Origin of the sequence: Paenibacillus sp. FSL R5-0908 (genome assembly GCF_038006245.1) — a bacterium.
Taxonomy (GTDB): Bacteria; Bacillota; Bacilli; order Paenibacillales; family Paenibacillaceae; genus Paenibacillus_AQ; species Paenibacillus_AQ odorifer.
Genome location: NZ_JBBOUV010000001.1, coordinates 5384961 through 5402785 on the forward strand (window position 1 = coordinate 5384961; position 17825 = coordinate 5402785).

Annotated in this window: 20 protein-coding genes; 5 read left to right on the top strand and 15 right to left on the bottom strand. The window is 44.3% G+C overall.

Annotated features, from left to right (window positions below):
* Positions 1 to 244 precede the first annotated feature (244 nt).
* The gene (locus MKZ09_RS24520) at positions 245 to 1039 is read right to left on the bottom strand and encodes a TIGR00266 family protein (protein ID WP_038572584.1); all 795 of its coding nucleotides are present in this window, start codon (positions 1037 to 1039) and stop codon (positions 245 to 247) included.
* Between the two features lie 301 nt (positions 1040 to 1340).
* Here MKZ09_RS24520 and trhO point away from each other — a divergent pair, with 301 nt between their 5' ends.
* Positions 1341 to 2237, top strand: a complete 897-nt coding sequence (trhO, locus tag MKZ09_RS24525) for an oxygen-dependent tRNA uridine(34) hydroxylase TrhO (RefSeq protein ID WP_076204978.1) — start codon at positions 1341 to 1343, stop codon at positions 2235 to 2237.
* 255 nt (positions 2238 to 2492) lie between these two features.
* Here the strand turns inward: trhO and MKZ09_RS24530 are convergent, their stop codons facing one another.
* The 5 genes from MKZ09_RS24530 to MKZ09_RS24550 all read right to left on the bottom strand — a co-directional run bounded on the left by MKZ09_RS24530 (position 2493) and on the right by MKZ09_RS24550 (position 7915).
* Entirely contained in the window at positions 2493 to 3164 is a 672-nt protein-coding gene (locus MKZ09_RS24530) for a YitT family protein (RefSeq protein WP_076130250.1), read from the bottom strand.
* 315 nt (positions 3165 to 3479) lie between these two features.
* Complete coding sequence (locus MKZ09_RS24535; protein ID WP_076134543.1) at positions 3480 to 3980, bottom strand: Crp/Fnr family transcriptional regulator; 501 nt, start codon at positions 3978 to 3980, stop codon at positions 3480 to 3482.
* 174 nt (positions 3981 to 4154) lie between these two features.
* The gene (locus MKZ09_RS24540) at positions 4155 to 6083 is read right to left on the bottom strand and encodes a PTS fructose transporter subunit IIABC (protein ID WP_076134544.1); all 1929 of its coding nucleotides are present in this window, start codon (positions 6081 to 6083) and stop codon (positions 4155 to 4157) included.
* A gap of 38 nt (positions 6084 to 6121) precedes the next feature.
* Positions 6122 to 7033 carry a 1-phosphofructokinase gene (pfkB, locus tag MKZ09_RS24545; protein ID WP_076134545.1) on the bottom strand — a complete coding sequence of 304 codons (912 nt, stop codon included), beginning with the start codon at positions 7031 to 7033 and terminating at the stop codon, positions 6122 to 6124.
* A 117-nt stretch (positions 7034 to 7150) separates the two neighbouring features.
* Entirely contained in the window at positions 7151 to 7915 is a 765-nt protein-coding gene (locus MKZ09_RS24550) for a DeoR/GlpR family DNA-binding transcription regulator (RefSeq protein WP_305953507.1), read from the bottom strand.
* A 251-nt stretch (positions 7916 to 8166) separates the two neighbouring features.
* On the opposite strand from MKZ09_RS24550, the gene MKZ09_RS24555 reads away from it, so the two are divergent.
* Together MKZ09_RS24555 and MKZ09_RS24560 are read left to right on the top strand one after the other, a co-directional pair.
* Entirely contained in the window at positions 8167 to 8439 is a 273-nt protein-coding gene (locus MKZ09_RS24555; RefSeq protein ID WP_076134546.1) for a hypothetical protein, read from the top strand.
* Positions 8440 to 8628: 189 nt separating this feature from the next.
* A complete protein-coding gene (locus MKZ09_RS24560) occupies positions 8629 to 9738 on the top strand; it encodes an AI-2E family transporter (RefSeq protein WP_076134547.1) in 1110 nt (369 codons plus the stop codon).
* Between the two features lie 110 nt (positions 9739 to 9848).
* Here MKZ09_RS24560 and MKZ09_RS24565 read toward each other — a convergent pair whose 3' ends face one another.
* From MKZ09_RS24565 to rnhA, 3 genes are read right to left on the bottom strand one after another with little or no spacing between them, the layout of a single operon-like run.
* Positions 9849 to 10253, bottom strand: coding sequence for a hypothetical protein (locus MKZ09_RS24565; RefSeq protein WP_036683006.1), 405 nt, complete (start codon positions 10251 to 10253; stop codon positions 9849 to 9851).
* 30 nt (positions 10254 to 10283) lie between these two features.
* Positions 10284 to 10952: a uracil-DNA glycosylase gene (ung, locus tag MKZ09_RS24570; protein ID WP_076204982.1), complete on the bottom strand. Its 669-nt coding sequence runs from the start codon at positions 10950 to 10952 to the stop codon at positions 10284 to 10286.
* 44 nt (positions 10953 to 10996) lie between these two features.
* Complete coding sequence (gene rnhA / locus MKZ09_RS24575; RefSeq protein WP_076204985.1) at positions 10997 to 11650, bottom strand: ribonuclease H; 654 nt, start codon at positions 11648 to 11650, stop codon at positions 10997 to 10999.
* A gap of 208 nt (positions 11651 to 11858) precedes the next feature.
* On the opposite strand from rnhA, the gene MKZ09_RS24580 reads away from it, so the two are divergent.
* Positions 11859 to 12452 (top strand): hypothetical protein, encoded by a 594-nt coding sequence (locus MKZ09_RS24580; protein WP_076134550.1) that lies wholly within the window; start codon positions 11859 to 11861, stop codon positions 12450 to 12452.
* A 66-nt stretch (positions 12453 to 12518) separates the two neighbouring features.
* Here MKZ09_RS24580 and MKZ09_RS24585 read toward each other — a convergent pair whose 3' ends face one another.
* From MKZ09_RS24585 to MKZ09_RS24600, 4 genes are all read right to left on the bottom strand, one after another.
* Positions 12519 to 13091, bottom strand: a complete 573-nt coding sequence (locus MKZ09_RS24585; RefSeq protein ID WP_076134551.1) for a type 1 glutamine amidotransferase family protein — start codon at positions 13089 to 13091, stop codon at positions 12519 to 12521.
* Positions 13088 to 14206, bottom strand: a complete 1119-nt coding sequence (locus tag MKZ09_RS24590; RefSeq protein WP_076204990.1) for a DNA alkylation repair protein — start codon at positions 14204 to 14206, stop codon at positions 13088 to 13090. Before MKZ09_RS24590 ends, MKZ09_RS24585 begins: the two co-directional genes overlap by 4 nt.
* 97 nt (positions 14207 to 14303) lie before the next feature.
* Entirely contained in the window at positions 14304 to 14837 is a 534-nt protein-coding gene (locus MKZ09_RS24595; protein WP_076204993.1) for a hypothetical protein, read from the bottom strand.
* Between the two features lie 118 nt (positions 14838 to 14955).
* A complete protein-coding gene (locus MKZ09_RS24600) occupies positions 14956 to 15270 on the bottom strand; it encodes a hypothetical protein (RefSeq protein WP_076134554.1) in 315 nt (104 codons plus the stop codon).
* Between the two features lie 205 nt (positions 15271 to 15475).
* On the opposite strand from MKZ09_RS24600, the gene MKZ09_RS24605 reads away from it, so the two are divergent.
* Positions 15476 to 15685 carry a hypothetical protein gene (locus tag MKZ09_RS24605; RefSeq protein WP_036683023.1) on the top strand — a complete coding sequence of 70 codons (210 nt, stop codon included), beginning with the start codon at positions 15476 to 15478 and terminating at the stop codon, positions 15683 to 15685.
* A 77-nt stretch (positions 15686 to 15762) separates the two neighbouring features.
* On the opposite strand, the gene MKZ09_RS24610 is transcribed toward MKZ09_RS24605, so the two are convergent.
* Complete coding sequence (locus MKZ09_RS24610) at positions 15763 to 16776, bottom strand: Gfo/Idh/MocA family protein (protein ID WP_076204997.1); 1014 nt, start codon at positions 16774 to 16776, stop codon at positions 15763 to 15765.
* 31 nt (positions 16777 to 16807) lie between these two features.
* A complete protein-coding gene (locus tag MKZ09_RS24615; protein ID WP_076205001.1) occupies positions 16808 to 17818 on the bottom strand; it encodes a Gfo/Idh/MocA family protein in 1011 nt (336 codons plus the stop codon).
* Between the last annotated feature and the right edge of the window lie 7 nt (positions 17819 to 17825).

Here is a 17825-nt window from a genome sequence, read left to right on the forward strand (position 1 = left end):
ACGCTCTTTGCTTAATATGTTCAGCATTTCCACGCTCACTCCACATCTCGTACGCTCTTTGCCTCTATGCTCAGCATTTCCACGCTCACTCCAAATTTCGTTCGCTCTTTGCCTCATATGCTCAGCATTTCCATGCTCACTCCACATCTCGCACGCTCTTTGCCTCATATGTTCAGCATTTCCACGCTCACTCCACATTCTATATATCCTCTACTTCCACACTATGCAATGCGCTCACGCAGACTTATCTACCATCCAGCAGATTGCCGAGCCCGCCAAGCACGCTTCCTTCTTCTTTCCGACCGCTGTTGCCAGCAGCAGACAGGATGCGATCGGCCATTCGGCTGAATGGCAGCGACTGTACCCACACCTTGCCGGGTCCGCGCAATGTTGCGAAGAACAGGCCTTCGCCGCCGAATAGCGCGGTTTTGACCCCTTTTACAAACTCAATATTGTAATCCACCGAAGATGTCATAGCGACTAAACAGCCAGTGTCCAGCTTAAGCGTCTCTCCCGGTTGAAGTGTGCGTTCCATAACATAACCGCCAGAGTGTACAAATGAAAGTCCGTCACCCTCCAGCTTTTGCATAATAAAACCTTCACCACCAAAAAAGCCGGTACCCAGCTTACGCTGAAATTCGATACCGATTGAAACACCTTTTGCCGCGCAAAGGAACGAATCCTTTTGACAGATGATTTTTCCACCGTATTGCTGCAGGTCGAGCGGGATGATTTTGCCTGGGTACGGAGCAGCAAAGGTGACACTTTTACGTCCATAAGAACCACTGTGTGTAAAGACGGTCATAAACAAGCTTTCACCTGTCAACAGACGTTTGCCCGCCCCCATCAGCTTCCCCATCAAGCCACTTCCACGCGAGCCTCCGCTGCCGTCGCCAAATATCGTCTCCATTGTTATTTCCTGATCCATCATCATGAAGCTCCCGGCTTCGGCAATTACACTCTCTCCTGGGTCAAGCTGCACCTCTACACACTGTATTTCCTCACCCATAATGGCATAATCAATCTCATGAGCACTCATCCCACAGTTCCTCCTTATAATTAAAGTCAACATGTGACTTATGAATGAAAATATATACGTGCGTTGCAATTCACGGTTTCGCAAATCATAACTATCCATGAAAACCGCCTATATCCAGCAAAAAAATCAACCAGAGGTTCTGGCTGACCTTAATCCTGGTATCCCTAGAAAATGTTATTTATACCAGCTTTCTTCAGGTTACTGTACCACATCTCTTGTCAATACTTGATAATATGTTACAATACTTTTTATACTTAAATGTTTATTTAGTAGTCTAATTCTAATGATAAAGGTGAAATGAATGAATCCACAATCGGAATATGCAATTCTGCTATACTATAAATTTGTAAAAGTGCCGGATGCAGAACTATTCGCCCAGGAGCATTTGGCTTACTGCAAAGAGCTTAATGTAAAGGGACGAATTCTCATCTCAGATGAAGGCATTAACGGAACACTATCTGGTACGGTTGCCCAAACCGAGCAATACATGAAGGATTTGCGCGCAAACCCTCTGTTTAGCGATATCGTCTTCAAGATCGATGAGGCTGATGGTCATGCCTTCAAAAAGATCTTCGTTCGTTATAAAAAGGAACTTGTGACGTTCCGGGTCGAGGATGAACTGGACCCAAACGTGATTACCGGAAAGCATCTGGCGCCTAAAGATTTCTATGAAATGATGCAGCGCGACGATGTGGTGATTCTGGATGGTCGTACCGGCTACGAATTCGATCTTGGTCATTTCCGCGGCTCCATCCGCCCTGAAGTAGACAGCTTCAAAGAATTCCCGGACTGGATTCGCGAGAATATGAGCGACCTTAAGGATAAACCAATCCTGACCTACTGTACAGGCGGGATCCGCTGCGAGAAATTAAGCGGGTTTATGATGAAGGAAGGCTTTGGACAGGTGTACCAGCTGGATGGCGGCATTGTGACTTATGGTAAAGACCCTGAGGTACAGGGCCAACTGTTTGATGGCAAATGTTATGTCTTCGATGAGCGGATTTCCGTACAGATTAATCATACCGACGAGGATATCGTTGTCGGACGTTGCCATCACTGCGGTCAGCCAGCTGACCAATTTATCAATTGTGCTAACGATGCTTGTCATCTTCAGCATATTTGCTGTGAGGACTGTGAAACACAGCACAGCGGTCATTGCTCGGACGAATGCGAAGCTATCACAAATGCTGTGGGCTAAATAAAAGGACAAGCTGGCCGCAAATGTTTCTGCACGATTCAATTACGAGCACTAGTGAGTCTTAAGTTAACTAAAAGGTGGCGTACAGGATTTTCACTGTACGCCACCTTTTGTTATGAGCGAAACATCCAAGCAACGCCCCTAAGGACTACACCCTTTAAATTACGTCATATCCAGCAAAAAAAAGTCAACCAGAAACTCTGGCTGACCTTAAATGTAGTATATCCCCGAATAAGCTGTTTATACCAGCCTTCTTCACATTACCGTACCATCATGCGGTTTACGCAGTGTAGATTGAATCTTTGGCGCCTTCACTAGCTTTGGTTTGCCTAAAGAGGTTGTAAAGGTGATCACATAGCCGGCTACGACTACTGCCATCACTGTATACATCGTTTCTTTAACAGGCATATAAAAGAGTGATAGTGCCAGAACGATTACATCCATCATGATGAATACCGTACCTACTTTGATTCCCTTCCATTCACTAACCAGCAGCGACAAAATATCGTCTCCACCGCTAGCCCCGCCACTCCGCAGGATAATTCCCGCTCCTAAACCTGTCAGTACGCCGGACAAAAGAGCTGCTAATGCCAAATTGTCCTGCAAGTTGATGACCAAACCGGAATAACGTTCCATGAGACCGTAGAAGATTGTAAAAGCTCCTACAGAAACAAAAGTGTTGCACACGAACGCTTTCCCTTTGAACATCCATGCTATCAAGAGTACTGGAACGTCTAGAAGCAGAGTTGAAATCGAAGGTGAAATTCCTAATACGTATTTGCCGAGCAGCGATAATCCTACGAATCCGCCCTCTGACAAATGATTCTGAAAATTGATGTGATAATAAGTAAATGCAAGCAAAAATGTTCCAAACAAAATGACTGTCAATCGGAGCAGTACATTCACTCCGTAATTGTGGTTCCTCATACAGGTCTCCCCTTATCGTATATGGCGGCTAGACGTCCCACCAACCTCTACGACGGGTAAAACCGGAGGTATTGCTCCTTCGCATATATATACTCCTTCCCCTCGCAGAGGCGGTTCGTCAAGTAACAACGGTTTACGCACCTTCTACAGGGAAGCTAAGTATAAGACAGATCATAACGTTTCCAAATCGTCCTTTGGGGAATCGTCCTTCGGGGACACATGGTATCCTGATCCTTTCTCTAATTTGATAAGTTCTGTTTACATTATACCACGGAGCCACCCTACTCTAAACAGTTTGCCAGAAAAAAGCAGGAATCACTCTGTACTCCGCAGCAAACGGTTGATTGTTTCACGTCTTACACCGATCAATTGTCCTATTTCTTCCTGGGTCAATAACTCTGTTAGCGCTGCGCCATGAGAGTAGTCATTAAACCAGCGGGTTAGCAATTCCATACGTTCTGCAGGTGTACCTACAGTCAGATGATCCAGCCGTGTCTGCATAAACCGTACCTTCTCCTGAAGCAGTCTGGCGATTTCCATCGCTTGACCAGAATCATCCCGCAGCTGTTGATACCATTCAGCTGATGGAACTGCCTCCACCTCGCTCTTCATCATCGCAACTGCCGTTCCATGCGCCTCCTTTGGCGAAATGAGTGAATGATGGGGAACCATCTCACCGGGATACAGGATGTTGAATAACACCATGTTCCCATTCTCATGAAGTCTTGTGACCTTGAACAGCCCGCTTTTTACCTTAAATAAAAAATCACAGCTGTCTCCTTGGCGGAACAAGACTTCCCCCTTATGTAATATCATCTCGCTCGCTCCTTTTCCTTCTGATTATATATATTTTCAATTATATAAAATTAAACCTCATTTATGGAGATAAATCTACCTATGGGGGAGGAGGGGGGGATTAATGTCCATGCAAAAACTGCTGGACACCAGAATGAAAATTCTGGCACCCAGCAGTTCAATTTACTTATAAAGTTACTTTGCTTCAAGCGGTTTCTTCCATAATCCGAGCATCAATCCGGAGATGACCGAACCGATCAGAACAGCCAACAGGAACAACAGCGCGTGGCTTGAAAGGGCAGCTACAAAGATCCCGCCATGCGGAGCCGGCACGTTGATATTCCAAAGTTGTGTAAGACCTCCAGCAACGGCCGAACCAAGAATACAAGAGGTTAGGACACGAAGCGGATCGGCTGCGGCGAATGGAATGGCCCCTTCTGTAATGAACGATAAGCCCAGCACATAGTTCGTTAAGCCTGATTTACGTTCTTCTTCCGTGAATTTATTCTTAAAGAAAGTAGAAGCCAGTGCTATTGCAAGTGGAGGTACCATCCCCCCCGCCATTACAGCAGCCATCATGAAGCCGTTGGTATTGCCACTGGTAGTGAATACACCGATGGCAAAAGTATAAGCAGCTTTATTGAAAGGTCCACCCATATCTATGGCCATCATGCCACCGAGAACCAGGCCCAGAATAACAGCATTAACAGTTCCAAGATCATTAAGCCAATCAATCAGTCCTACATTGATCCAGCTAAAGACCGGATCGAACAGGTAATACATCAATCCACCGGTAATTAGAAGCCCAAATACCGGATATAACAGGATCGGCTTCAGTCCGTCAAGTGTTTTAGGCAGACCTGCAAATACTTTACGTAGTCCGATAATTACATAACCCGCCAAGAAACCAGCAGCCAGCCCGCCGAGGAACCCAGCGTTGGAATTCAAGGCCATGTAACCCCCAACCATACCTGGCATCAGAGCCGGACGATCACCAATGCTGAGCGCTATAAATCCAGCAAGGACTGGGATTAGGAAATGGAAGGCACCATCTCCGCCACCGATTGTCTGCAGTAACTGGAACAGCGGGTGATCTGCTCCACCTACTTGTTCAATCAGGAAGGAGATTGCTAGCAGTATACCGCCACCGACTACAAACGGGAGCATGTGGGAGATCCCATTCATTAAGTCCTTATATATTTTACTGCCGATACTGCCAGATTTCTCTTTAGATCCTTCGTCATTGCCACTGCCACCTTCATTGTGATAGATCGGCGCTTCCCCATTCATAGCTTTACGAATAAGCTCTTCCGACTTACGGATGCCATCACTTACAGGTCTTTGCAGTACAGGCTTACCGTCAAAACGGGCCATTTCCACCTTTTTATCAGCTGCAACAATTACACCGCTTGCACGCCGAATCTCATCAGGGGTAAGTACGTTTTTGGCCCCTTCTGAACCATTCGTCTCTACACGGATATTAACTCCCATTTCCAGAGCTTTTTTCTTAAGGGCATCTTCAGCCATAAAAGTGTGTGCAATGCCTGTAGGACAAGCAGTTACAGCTACTACAAAAGCTTGGGAATCCGGGTTGCCCACGATTACACGTTCAGGCTCTGACTTCGCGGCAGTTTCAGCAGCTTCGTTCTCTTTCTCCTTAGCTTCACCTTCCGCCTGCTTGGCATCAAACAAAGCTGATACCTCGTCAGGAGTCTGAGTATTCATAAGCTGTTCAATGAACTCGCTATCGATCAGTAGTCTGGACAATGAGGCCAGTGTACGAAGATGCATATTGCCTGCTCCTTCTGGAGCGGCAATCATAAAGAAGATACGTGCTGGCTCATCATCAAGGGATTCAAACTCCACTCCCTTTGCGCTCTTAGCAAATACAACTGTCGCTTCATTTACCGCTTTAGTCTTAGCGTGCGGCATTGCAATGCCGCCGCCAATCCCAGTGCTGGACTGCTCTTCGCGCTTCAGAATCATCTCTTTAAAAAGGATCGGATCATTAATTCGGCCACTTGCAGCAAGACTCGCAATCAATTCATCAATTGCAGCTTCCTTAGTTGTAGCTTTTAGATCCATGATCATCGTTTCTTTTATCATTAAATCCGTTATTCTCATCATGCTCAACTCCCTTAAGTACTTTGAATGCTGCCGGCTTACACTTCTGAAATTTGGATCAGCGGTCTCAGCTGTTCAATGAATTCTCTGTCCGCTAAGTCATCAGAGAATGCGGTTGCACTGCCCGAGGCAACGCCTGCACGGAACGCCTCCAACAAGTCTCCTGTCAAAGACAGTGTCCCTACAAAACCAGCGATCATGGAATCTCCTGCACCTACAGAATTTTTCACTTTACCTGATGGGGCGTTGGCGTGGTATACCCCTTGCTCCGTAATGAACAAAGCCCCTTCACCCGCCATGGAAACCAGTACATTTTTCGCTCCTGCATCCAGCAGCTTGCGTCCATAAGTAATAATCTCTTCCCTCGTATCTATGGTTACGCCGAATAGCTCTGCGAGCTCATGATGGTTCGGTTTAACCAGCAATGGCTGATACGCCAGTGCTTTTTGAAGTGCAGCACCAGTAGTGTCAATGACGAATTCCGCTCCGCTCTGTTTGCACACAGATATAAGCTTGTCATAGAAATCTGCACCCAGTGATGGGGGAACGCTTCCCGACAAAATCACTACATCCTCCGCGTTCAGGGCAGCCAGCTTTTGCAATAGTGCGTTGGCTTCAGGATCATGAATGACGGGTCCAACACCGTTAATCTCCGTTTCCTCTCCATGCTTGAGCTTGATGTTAATCCGCGTATCATCAGAAACAAACACGAAATCGCTTGAAATTGACTCTTCGTGTAACCAATCCTCAATATATCGGCCGGTGAAGCCTCCAAGGAATCCCATAGCCTTATTCTGAACCCCAAGCTGATTAAGCACTCGGGATACGTTAATCCCCTTCCCTCCCGGAAGCTTCAAATCACGTTTCATCCGGTTCAAGTCACCCAGTCTCAAATCTTCCACTTCCACGATATAATCAATGGAAGGATTAAGCGTTACAGTATAGATCATGATTATCCCTCAATTATGTTGGTTTTCTAAGCCATAGATTACCGATCACAAATACGGCATCTGTAATTTCTCCAAACGATCACACGGTAATTCATAATTGCTTATCCTATATAAAATTTATACAAGCGTGAAATCCACACCCAATTGCGTGATCTCACGGATGAATTTGTCAGACGCTCCTGAATCTATAATGCAATGATCCATTTCCGTCACATCTGCAACCTTGCTAAAGGATACCTGCCCCAGCTTACTGTGATCTGCCAGTAGAATAACTTGCTTGGCGACTGCGATCATTTTGCGTTTTGTAGCTGCCTCTAACATGTTCGGGGTTGTGATGCCTTCCCGCAAATCCAGTCCATTAGTAGCAAGAAAAGTTTTATCCACTCTCACCATATCTAAGGAACGTTCTGTCATCGGTCCAACAAAAGCCATCGTATCCGGGCGAAGCATACCGCCTGTAATTGAGACTTCGATATTGCGGCAATCCCGCAGCTCATTCAGCGCCATAATCGAGTTCGTAATGACTTTGATATTCGAAAAGTTCTTCAGCTCTCTGGCAATCTGCAGTGTTGTTGTTCCTGCATCAAGCAGTATTGCGTCCCCCTCCTGAATCATCTCCACGGCCTTACGGGCAATCCGTTGCTTCTCATCCAATAAATGGTCTTCCTTATCAGGATAAGCCGCCTCAAAATTGACGCTCTGCAGGGAAACCGCTCCTCCATGAGTACGCTTTAATAGCTTGGCTTCTTCCAGCTCCTTCAGATCACGGCGCACAGTAGACTCAGATACGCCCATTTCCTGACTTAGCTCCTGTACAGAAGCTCTGGAGTTCTTTTCCACAAAAAGCACGATTTTTTGTTTTCTCTCTTCCTCAAACATCATCGTGGCTCGCTCCTTTATGTGACAGCGCGACCTGTGCAATTCCTTGCGCTCATCTATGAATTTTATTGACCGTTAATTGATTATATATGACCGTTATTGATCGTTTGTGCTCGTTTATGATTTTAACAGCGTTTTCATCCTGTGTAAAGTGCTAAAAAGAGACAGTGCAAAATTACATCCGAATTGCCTATCTCATATGCGGCATTTATAACATATGAATAATACATACCGGGAAAAGCGGGTGATCAGAAATGGCCAATGGAAGAAACAGCGGGAGAAATAAAGGCAACAGCAATGCTAATAAAAATGGGACCACCAATAGCACTAATCCAGTGGAATCCGCAGAACTTAGCGCTGAGGATTATGAGATCATCGCAGCTGGACTTGTAGCCTTAGGTGAGATTTTTTCCTTTTTATCTCTTGTTAAAGCAAGACAAGTTACCAAAGAAACTGGAGGCGAGGAAGTAGTTCCTGAAATCTTCACTTTATCCACTAGAAAATCTCATAGACGAAAGTCAAGATAATCTGTGAAAAAGCAGAGAAATAGTTATATCCCCTTGTTAAATTGCGAACTTTTACTTGGCGTAACCTTTGTAACTAGAACCTCTATATGGGTATGCCAAGAACTACCTAAAAGGAATTGTCCGCTTTTGAATCAATACTTGCAAATTAGGGTTATTAAACTACATAGATATAAATTTGAATTTTGGGGGATGTTTTTATTGCCACAACAGAAGTATTTTCGGACAAGCCTTGCTATTATCGCCTTTTTACTGATTTTGTACTTAGGCTCCAAAGTAATGTTTCTCTTCGCCCCACTGGGTGCCATTTTCAAATTATTACTTGTTCCCATGATGTTATCAGGGTTCATGTACTACCTGCTGCGTCCATTAGTAAGGATCCTTGAGAAAAGAAAATTAAACCGGGCGTTCTCCATCCTGCTCATTTATTTTCTGATTGCCGGCTTGTTCGTTCTCTTCTGGATTCTAGTCTGGCCGACACTTCAAGAACAAATTCAGAACTTTATTGATAACACTCCTTACCTCGTGCAAGGTTTGCAGGATCAGTTCAATGCATTGAGGGAGAATCCGACACTGTCACGTTTTTTCAAAGGGGACTCTGACGTCGCGGCCCGTTTATCAGAATTTCTTAGCGATACTATTACCTGGGTTACCAATTCCATGTCCAATTTGATTGGCGTTGTTTCCAGCATTGTAGTGTTAATCGCTACTTTGCCTATCATTCTGTACTACATGCTAAAAGATGACTATAAGCTATCGCCTAAGCTTCAAGGCTTAATTCCGAGAAAATATCGGAAGGAAGGTCAAGAGATGTTTGGAGATATCGACAGCGCCTTAAGCAGCTTCATCGTCACACGCGTGGTGCTGAATGTCGTACTCGGTATTATGTTATATATAGGGTTCCTTATCATCGGACTGCCTTACTCCCTGTTGCTCGCCGTAATTTCAGTGCCCCTTAACTTCATTCCATATGTGGGATCATTCTTAGCAGCGATTCCGGTAATTATAGTGGGTTTCATTGAATCACCGACCATGGCCATCTGGTCCCTGGTTGTAATCTTCATTGCCCAGCAGATCCAGGATAATGTACTCTCACCGATTATTTACGGAAAATCATTGGATGTTCATCCACTGACTACGGTCATCCTTGTCCTTATAGGTGGAGACTTCTACGGTATTATCGGAGTTCTCATTGCGCTCCCTGTTTATATGATTATAAAAATTGTTTTCCTGCGCGTGTATGAGATTATTATTGCAGACCGGATAGATGAAGCTGAGCCTATCAAAAAAGAGGAGCTATAACGGTTGAAATCTACTTCGTGAACGGACGGAGCTTATCTATAAAATAAAAAAGGGTACGTCTCCAATCACTCGGAGCCGTACCCTTTTTTATTCTTTACAGGTGCCTGAAATCACCCTCGTAAAGAACGAACTACAAAGATGTGATTGCCCTTCATCAGGTTTTGGCCGTTCTGAAGAGTAACTGAACCTTTCGTATGTGAGGTAATAATCGTATTAAAGGCAATAAGCTGATCTTCTTTCCAGACGCTAACCGCCGATTTAAAATACACTGCGTTGTCAAATTGCTGCCGATCCCTCATCACATAACCCACGGAATGGAGAACTGGAGGCAGCGCTCTTTCTTTTGGAGCCAGAGCCTTAATAACAACAATATCCCGAAACGGCACAGCAATTTCCTGATGGCCAATCACCGCCACCGATGCGGAAAGGTCCCATTTGCGCAGGATTCCCTTCATAATGGTATAAGGTTTCTCCCCGCAGTACATTATAACGGGTTTACCTACCCAATGCTTCATAGCTACCTCCCCTTCGCATCACTCCATAAATTATAAGTCCGGAATGAACCAATCTATTTCTGCCAACCCCTGCGACTCTAAAAATTGGTTGGCCTTTGAGAACGGACGACTGCCAAAAAATCCACGATGCGATGAAAGTGGGCTTGGATGAGGCGATTGCAGCACCTTATGCCGGCTTTGGTCGATGAAGGCGCCTTTTTTCTGCGCATGACTTCCCCATAATATAAACACCATAGGCGTAGATCTTTCATTTAGCTTTTGCATAATAGTGTCTGTGAATGTCTCCCAGCCCAGACCTTTATGCGAACCAGCCTCACCCTCACGTACCGTCAGCACGGTGTTCAGCAACAACACTCCCTGCTCTGCTAAGTGCAGCAAAGAGCCGTGGTTTGGAACAGGCACACCGACGTCCTGCTTCAGCTCTGCATAAATATTGCGCAGTGACGGAGGGATACGTACCCCCGGATTGACAGAGAAGCTTAGTCCGTGCGCTTGTCCGGGACCATGATAAGGATCTTGACCTAAAATAACTACTCCGGTCTCCTTATAAGGCGTTAATTTCAATGCTGTGAACAATAATTCTTTGGGCGGATAAACGGTATGCTCCTTATATTCTTGTGTTAGTGCATCCATTAATTTTATAAAATAGGGCTTTTGCATTTCATCCTGCAATATCTCATCCCAATCGTTGCCAAACATCCCCAAACTCCTCCTTTAACCGAGATCATAGCGATATAGCTTTTTTATTTCCGACCATAATCCGCTTTGATCTCGCCCCACTCTTTGGTCTGCCACTTGAGCACCTTATTGTCATATGTATTGGTTTGCAACCAACGCTCTGCCCGATCAATAAGCACCCAAATTTCCTCTGTTGAAGAATCGCGCGGCAAGGTTGTTGCCACTTTCTTCTGTTTTACCCACTTCATTGCATTTACAGAGTCACTGTAGACCGTTTTATCGCTTCCCTCTTTCTTTAATAACGCCAAGGCATGAACAATCGCTAAAAATTCACCTAAATTATTAGTGCCCTTTTTGATCGGACCACAGGAGAAAATGATATCTCCCGTTTGTGTATCTACACCCTTATATTCAACAGGCCCCGGATTACCACGAGTCCCCACATCTACTGAAATACTGTTATAATCTATCTCCTCAGAGGTCTCTACTGTAGCACTGCGTTTAAAAGAACTAGTCCCCTTAGACTTTGCACCAGCTGCCCCTGTTCCCCAATTCCCCTTCCAGCCCGCTTTATATGCCGCATCAGCTGCTGATTTGGATTCATAGGATTTATATTTTGCACCGGTATAATGATCTGTCTGTGCCTGGCATTCTGCCCAAGTGCCATAGACTCCCGGTTGTTTACCTTCCCAGACTACATAATATTTCTGCTTGGCCATGGATAATGCTCCTTTTCTACTGCCTGTACTTATTGTAATCCATATTGCTCGTGAATTCATCGGATAAATCACATTTTTCAGGTCATACTATACGCCAGAGATGTCCAGGCCTATATTACCATTTGTAGATTGATTGGTAAATTACTAACTAATCACTCTATAGTAAGCTCGAAGGATATCAGTACAATTACTTAGGGAGGTTATACAGATGAGAAAGATAGCAAGTGTTGCTGCGGTATTTGCTTTTGTGTTAATGGTCGGATGTGGAAATGCAACAAACAATGCCAATAATGCTACTGCAACAAGCACTCCTGAGAACACGAATAATGCGGGAACCACGAATAATGCAGGCACCGCTAATAATCAAAATAACACCACAGATGCTGTTACCTCAGCTTCCGTAGTAGATAATGAAGAAGCCTTCAAACGCGCCATCAGTCCAGAAGGAACCTGGATTGCTGCCACACTTAAAGACTTAACCTTCACCGAAGATCTCGTGGTGGATGGAGAATTCATGAATAAAGAGGAACCTGCCAGAAAAATTGCTCTATACACACAAGATGCGGATCACAACATCACCAACTCCTTCAAACTGACTGCTCCAAAATTGACCATCAAGAGTAAAAACGCCCGCATCCAAGGCGGAACCTTTATTGGAGATGTATACGTAGAAGCGGATGGCTTTACCCTGGTGAACGCAACCGTTGAAGGCAATGTCTACTTCGCAAACGATCAATATAAATCCACCTTTAATTCATCCGATCAAGGAAAAGTAACTGGTGTTGCAGAAGTGAAAAAATAAGCTTCAACCCCAAAAAGGTGATCTCAAGTCGTTAAGACTTGAGACCACCTTTTTTTATATACACGCTTATTCTTGATAAAAACCATCTTTAAAAAATTTGTACCATCCCTCGACGGTTTCGATTGGGAAACCCTCTAACTTCTTCATAACTTCCCTTGCAAATTCTAAAGAAGCTGTGCCATTAGCTGTAATAATATATTCACTCGAAACTGCCTGTTTTTCTATATAATTTGCTCCTCCTTTATAATTAGGAGCATTTTGTTTTAAATAATCCAATGAATTTCCGGTATGCGGTATGTTGTCTAAATAGCCATGTTCAGCCAAAAAAGTTGTAGCGTCACATATAGCGGCTATAGGTACACTCTCCTGCAGACATTTTTCAATCACTGGAGTAATAGCTGAATTATCATTCCAGCCTGTGCCCCCGATTAAAATTAACATTTCATACTGAGCAGGTAAACTGTCTAAAGTATAGTCAGGTACAACAGTAAATCCACCCATAGATTTGACATTGTCGCTAGTTAAAGCAACTGTGCTTACTTTATATTCACTTTCCGGCTTATTTAGTTCGGCACTAATATATCCGCTTTCCCAATCAGCGTAACCATTGGATAGAAACATCAAAACTTCTTTTTTCATATATTAGCACTCCCTTTAAGTTCTAACGCCACTTCTGCCACTTCTCGCCCATTTACCAGCAGCACAATCCGGTGCTCTCCTGGATAATGACGCCGAGTTGTTAAATCAGCCCAACGATGTGTCCGTTTACCTGACAGAATTGTACCTCCAGGTACGGTCTTATCCGATAACAAAAAAGATTTACGGGAGGTTCGACCCGCCGCTTTCACGAAATAGATTCCGTATTCAATCCGAATCCGTACCGGAGCTCCCTCACGAACTTGAAGCTTATACTGCAATTCAGAGCTTTCGCCAATGGTCAGGATTGAAGGTTCCAATAGAATTGAAGCACTCGTTATAAGTGGAGCAGCTTCGTCTGTCTGCTCTGCGTATCCGAATAAAGCCATAATCTCTGGCTCAGCTTTACGAATCAAAGAACGGCAGCCGTGCCGCACAATCCAGTCTGTATCGGGATGTGTTCCCTTCCAGCGCCGAGCGGTATCGAGCACCACTTCCGGATGATCCTTCGCAATATCATTCAAATGATTAGCGACACTTTTACGCACATACAGGGATGTATCCGCCTTAAGCTGCTCAAGTACAGGTAATACCGGAGCTGGGTCAAGCTTGAACATGGGAAGCGCCTGTCCCCAAGGCAGACGAGGTCGGCAGCCCTCACTAGCCAGCCTACGTACATGCTCATCAGGGTGCTTCGCCCATATCTGCATTTGAGCCATCATCCGCTCTGGTTCCCGTAAGAGAAATGGCCTAACTGCAAATTCAGCCGATGATTTTGCTGTGAAACTTTCCAGCGCCTGCATAGACAACTCCCAATGTTCATCTCCCTGGCCATATACCTCAACGAAATCCGGAAAAATTAAATAAGGAAATCCTACACATTCTTTAGCAATGGCGAATAGGATAGCCAGCGCTTCCTCATAAGGAAGCTGTAAGTGGCTGCCCAACGTCTCGGTGATCCGACGCATTCTTGCCTTCAGCTCAAGCGTATCCCACGGTTCAGTCATGGCTGAGCTTACAAATGCCTCAGTATCGAAGACATTATGTACACCACGAATCTTTTCGCCGAACTCACGCAGAAATTGTTCATTGTACATTGCTTTTAAAGGTTCAGCCATTCAATAATCCCTCATTTTCTTCTTTAGATCAGCAGACTTGATTCTGTCAGGAAATCGTAGCACACCCAATTTGACAACAGTATGTCAACTTTGGCAGCTAAGAATTAATAAGTACCTTCACCTCTTCAATCCCTTGTTGGGCTCGACTGTTTAACGCGCGCTTATCTTTAAGGTTATGTTCTTTAAGTTCGTGTCCAGGATCAATGACCAGCGGCTGTGAGATTACATCCTCGAGGATTTGTACAGCAACCTTACAGCCTTGAAATAACAGTTCTTTTGTGATCACTTGATTATGATAACGAATGATTTCAAGCATTTTTTCCGCATAAATCAGTCTAACCAAACTATCGGCGCTCATAATATTCCGCGAAGCAAAAGAAGCCACTTTTTCCACAATCCAGCTATCCTGATAATTCCGCGAGATGGATTCCAGTATCGTAATCGCATCCCAGTCCCGTATCGACAGCTGCTTGACGTGCTCCATAGCCCATTCCTGCAGCCATTCCAGCTCCACTTCTCTTGGAATTTCAAAACTTTTGTACTCCTTAAGTACTCCTGCTTTATGCATATTTAAAAAATGACCCAAAAACTGAATGTACAGCTCCTTGGCTCTCTGTGTCGGTTCTGTCATCTGGCAATCATCCTCTCATTATCCAAATCATATCCATTCCCCGGTTTCTTTTCAAATTAAAAATAAAAAAGGACAGGTAGCGAAATCATCGCAATACCTGCCCTTTAATAACTTCGGGTTATGATAAATAGTTTGCTTCAACCGGAGGGGTTTTGTCTACTATTTTCAATTCTAGTCCTCCGAATCTCCTCGCCAGCTTGTTATATACCAGCGCTACCAGCATACCCACCAAACCATAAATGAGTATTAAAATAACCGGCATAATCAAATAAGGGATACCCATAACCACTATAAACGTCTCTTTAATGATAAGCCCGACCACCACCATGCCTAAACCTACTATAAACAATAGCAGTGTAGGAATGATCATAAAATAGATAGTCGTTTTAAAAAAACTCTTTTTGTTAATTTCCAGCACTTCATAGTCTTTCATTATGTAATCCCCTTAATTTATTTAGAGTGGTAAAATTACCCTCTTTATTTCATTAAAGATGATCTTAAATACAATTTCAACCAAATTTCTCATATTTTCGACTTTTACCAAAGAATTCTTCCTAAAACTCAACGATAAATCATGGTAAAATAACTCCTATGGTTTAATATATCATCATGTACAAGATGTCACCGGAGGGAATAACATGCCACAAACACTAGTGAAAAATATTGATTTTTTTATAGCTGCCTTATCCCAAACCTATATTTCTGCGCTACAGCTTGATCCTGATGGAATGTATTCAGAGGTTGCTTCAGGAATTGTTGAACTGTTCTCTGATGAACAAGTACGGCTGAGAAGATATGACGGATCAGTATCCCATTATGCAAGAGACAATACCAAATTTCAGCGATGACAAAAGGACGTGAACTGGAAAAAGGTCATTGTGAATGATCCTCTTCCAGCTCACGTCCTTATTCACTATACACACAACTAATCTAGCACGATCCATTCGCCTTCAGCATCCGCTGACTTCATTTCTGCTTCCACGATTCTTAGAGACTCTGCTGTACTCTCTGGCGTACAAATAATGATAGGCTTATCCTGAATAATGACATCCAGAAAATATACAAGCTCCTTATAGTAGCCAACATCCGGCGAAAGTTCCGCTAAATAGCCTGCCCCTTCATTCGGATTGACCTTGACCTCGCTGCCGTCAAACACTATATTTCCTCGTTCAAAATTAACCCGGTACCCCATGTAAAAACCAAAATCACCTTCCAGCGTCCAATCCACCTGAGCATTAATTACTTTTGCATCCTTATAAAAATAGTGAGTCGATGCGATATCATATCCGCTTCCCGGAAGGACATTACGTCCTAAGGATGAAACTTTATCCGGTCTGCCGAACAGATAGTTAATCATATCCGTATCGTGAATATGCATATCCATAATGCCTCCACCGCTTAGTGTCTCATCAAGAAACCAATCCTTAGGAGCACCAGATCCCCTGTAAAAATACCCTTCCGTGACCTGACCGAACTGCCCGCTCTCTATCACTTCTTTTAAATATTCATATCCCGGCCAAAAACGGAGACAATGTCCGATCATCAGTTTTTTTCCACTCCGGGCTGCCGTTTCCACCATTTTCAGCGCTTGTGCGGAAGTTCTGGCCATCGGTTTCTCACAAAAAACATGATATCCACGTTCCAGCAGCGAACAAGTCATTTCCGCATGCAGATAAGTAGGAACCGCAATGTCGATCATATCCAGTTCCTCACTGGCTATCATTTTCTCCAGATCATCATAGAGATTGTAAGCTGACAAATCATAGACTTCTTGAGCGGTGCTCATATTCCCGGCTGCTTTTCCATTCTTTAATTCCTCAATTCGCAAATCACAGATGGCTTTAAGGGCAATGGGCTGCCCCTCTTCCGTTAAGCGCACATAATTATCAAAATGCATCCGGCCCATAAAACCAAAGCCGATCAAGCCTATTTTCAACATCGTGAAATCTCCTTTACTAAAAGTATGGTACTTAACGTATCCGTATCCAGGCCCCTTCTTGATCAGCCGATTGGATTTCAGCCTCAATGATTTCTATGGACTGGGCCGCACTTTCGGGCATGCATAGAGTCACTGGCTCATCGTTCTGGATGATTTTCAAGAAATATACCAACTCTCTGTAATATCCGGTATGCGATGAAAGCTTCGCAATGAACCCTGGTTGACAATTCGGATTCACCTTAACTTCCGCGCCATCGAAGACTACATTTCCCCGTTCAAAATTAATCCGATAGCCCATGTAAAAACCAAAGTCGCCTTCCAGTGTCCAGTCCGCTTGGGCATTGACCACTTTTCCATCCTGATAAAAATAATGAGTAGAGACGATATCATAGCCACTTCCCGGTAAAACCTTCCGCCCAAGCGTCGATACTTTATCCGGTTTCCCAAACAAATGATGGATGATGTCCGTATCGTGTACATGCATATCCAGCATACAGCCACCACTTAGCTCATCATTGACCAGCCACCCTTTAGGAGCACCGGAACCCCGGTAAAAATAAGCCCCTGTCACTTCACCGAACTCACCGCTAGCTATGATCCCCTTCAAATATTCATATCCCGGCCAGAAGCGAAGACAATGACCAATCAGCAATTTTTTTCCGCTGCTTTGCGCCGCCGCTACCATCTTCCAAGCTTCTGCGGAATGTCTCGCCATCGGCTTTTCGAATACATGATACCCTCGTTCCAGCAGCGAACAAGCCATTTCAGCATGCAAGTACGTAGGTACTGCAAGACTAATAGCATCTAGTTCTTCATTTTCGAGCATATGCTGCAAATTCTCATAAAGATTGTAAGGGGATAAATCATATACCTCGTGGGCCGTGTTCATATTCCCCGCGGATTTAGTATGTTTAAGGACTTCAATCTGCGGGTCACAAATGGCAACCAGAGAAATCGGATGGCCGTCTTCCTGTAATTGAACATACTGATCAAAGTTCATTCGGCCCATAAATCCAAAGCCCACTAGCCCCACTCTGAGCACAGCCTTC